The sequence below is a fragment of the Pseudomonas sp. genome (genome assembly GCF_030696055.1).
In the GTDB taxonomy this organism is placed as follows: domain Bacteria; phylum Pseudomonadota; class Gammaproteobacteria; order Pseudomonadales; family Pseudomonadaceae; genus Aquipseudomonas.
Genome location: NZ_JAUYNP010000144.1, coordinates 1 through 2,105, shown reverse-complemented (window position 1 = coordinate 2,105; position 2,105 = coordinate 1). Strand labels below are relative to the sequence as shown.

Here is a 2,105-nt window from a genome sequence, read left to right as displayed (position 1 = left end):
CGGCAACACCGGCAGGAAAATGCCGATGACCCCCAGCACCACGCTCAGCCAGCCGATGGCCAGCAGGGCGTAGCGCACGGCGGGGTTGCGCCGTTCTTCGAGGGTGCGCGCCATGGCTATGGCGCAGGCTTGTCAGGCCGTTGAAAAATGTAGCGAGCGAAGGCTAGGCAAGGCGAAGTCAGCCGAGGAAGCGGAGTGTACGAGTTGTACATGAGCATTCCGAAGCTGACTTCAACGCTGCATGGCCGAGCGCAGTAGTTTTTCAATGGCACTGATTAGTGTTGGCGCGGTTTAAGCAATGCCGGCTTCTCTTCCGGCGCATGGCACAGCAGGAACAGCGCGGTCAGCAGCTCGGGGATCTGCTCGATCATGCTGTCGACCAGGTCGCGATCGCGGGCGATTTCGGCGAACTCAGGCTGTTCGTCGAACAGGCCGGAACCGACCATGATCGGCAGGAGCAATTCGCTGACTTCATCTTCGGCATCGTCGAACCAGGCCGCTTCGCGCAGGAACACCCCTTCCATAAAGCCGATGCACCAGCCGCGCAGATCGGAATCGTCCGGATCAATGCCGAGGTCCAGCTCGCACGCTATTTCCGGGTCATCGTCGCTGGCCAGTTGGCGGGCGATATGGCTGTGCAGTTGCACCAGGGTCGCTTCGATTTCTTCGCGCTCGGCGTCGCTGCGGTAATGCGGCGGCTCGGAGAACAGGGCATCGATCCATTCGCGCTCGGGCACCTGGTCCGGGCAGATCGACAAGGCGGTCAGGTAGCCATGGGCGGCGACGTAGTCCAGGGCCTCTTCATGCAGCTCATCGGCATCGAGGAAGGCTTGCAGGCGGGAGAGTTGCTCGGCGAAGGACATCGTAGGGCTACCTTGAAGGAGTAAACGAGGATGGATTCTAGTCTAGCGCGGTTTGAGCGGCCATAGCTTGCGGTAAAACCTGGGAGCCTGTCGGGCTTAACGCTGTTCTACTGCGGAAAAGCCGAATTCGGTAATTTTTGCCGCTCTTTCTCGTTATATAGCTCGCTATTCGCCTCGAAAGATCAACAAAACTGACTCGAACCGGACTTTCCCTCGCTACGAACGGTCAAGCCCGACAGGCTCCTGGCGGTTACAGATGCAAAACCTGCCCGGCGAGCACTTGCGTATAATGCGCCGCTCGCTTCGGAGACCCGCAATGCTCGATCACGCACAACGCATCCTTAAAGACGTTTTCGGCTACGACAGCTTTCGCGGCCGTCAGGGTGCGATTATCGAACGCGTGGGCGCTGGTGGCGATGCCCTGGTGCTGATGCCCACCGGCGGCGGCAAGTCCCTGTGTTTCCAGGTCCCGGCCTTGCTCCGCGAGGGCTTGGCGGTGGTGGTTTCGCCGTTGATCGCGCTGATGGACGATCAGGTCGCCACCCTGGATGAGCTGGGCGTGGCGGCGGTGGCGCTGAACTCCACCCTGAGCGCCGATGAACAGCGCGAGATTGCCGAACGGATCAAGCGCGGCGAGATCAAGCTGCTCTACCTGGCGCCTGAGCGCCTGGTGCAGCCGCGTATGCTGAGTTTTCTGCAGAGTTTGCAGATCGCCCTGTTCGCCATCGACGAGGCGCACTGCGTGTCGCAGTGGGGGCATGATTTCCGCCCGGAATACCTGCAGCTGGGCCAGCTGGCCGAGCTGTTCCCCAAGGTGCCGCGCATCGCCCTGACCGCCACGGCGGACATGCGCACCCGCGAGGAAATCGTCCAGCGCCTGCATTTGCAGCAGGCCGAGCGCTTCCTCTCCAGCTTCGACCGACCGAATATCTTCTACCGCATAGTGCCCAAGGAGCAGCCGCGCAAGCAGTTGCTGGGCTTCTTGGCTGCGCGCAAGGGCGATGCCGGCATCGTCTATTGCCTGTCGCGCAAGAAGGTCGAAGAGGTCGCCGCCTTCTTGTCCGAGCAGGGTTTTCCCGCGCTGCCGTATCACGCGGGCCTGGCCAATGAGCTGCGCGCCTACCACCAGAAGCGCTTTCTCAACGAGGAAGGCCTGATCATGGTGGCGACCATCGCCTTCGGCATGGGCATCGACAAGCCCAACGTGCGTTTCGTCGCCCACCTCGACCTGCCAAAATCCCT

Annotated in this window: 2 protein-coding genes and 1 pseudogene; 1 reads left to right on the top strand and 2 read right to left on the bottom strand. The window is 61.5% G+C overall.

Annotated features, from left to right (window positions below; genetic code table 11):
* Both Q8Q83_RS08580 and Q8Q83_RS08575 read right to left on the bottom strand, forming a co-directional pair.
* Positions 1–114 (bottom strand): annotated as a pseudogene (locus tag Q8Q83_RS08580) (DUF454 domain-containing protein); the annotation flags it as partial.
* Between the two features lie 161 nt (positions 115–275).
* Positions 276–863 (bottom strand): YecA family protein, encoded by a 588-nt coding sequence (locus Q8Q83_RS08575; protein ID WP_305622865.1) that lies wholly within the window; start codon positions 861–863, stop codon positions 276–278.
* Between the two features lie 316 nt (positions 864–1,179).
* Between Q8Q83_RS08575 and Q8Q83_RS08570 the strand changes: the two genes are divergently transcribed.
* Positions 1,180–2,105: ATP-dependent DNA helicase RecQ (locus Q8Q83_RS08570; RefSeq protein ID WP_305622863.1), on the top strand; the 926-nt coding region annotated here is incomplete at its 3' end.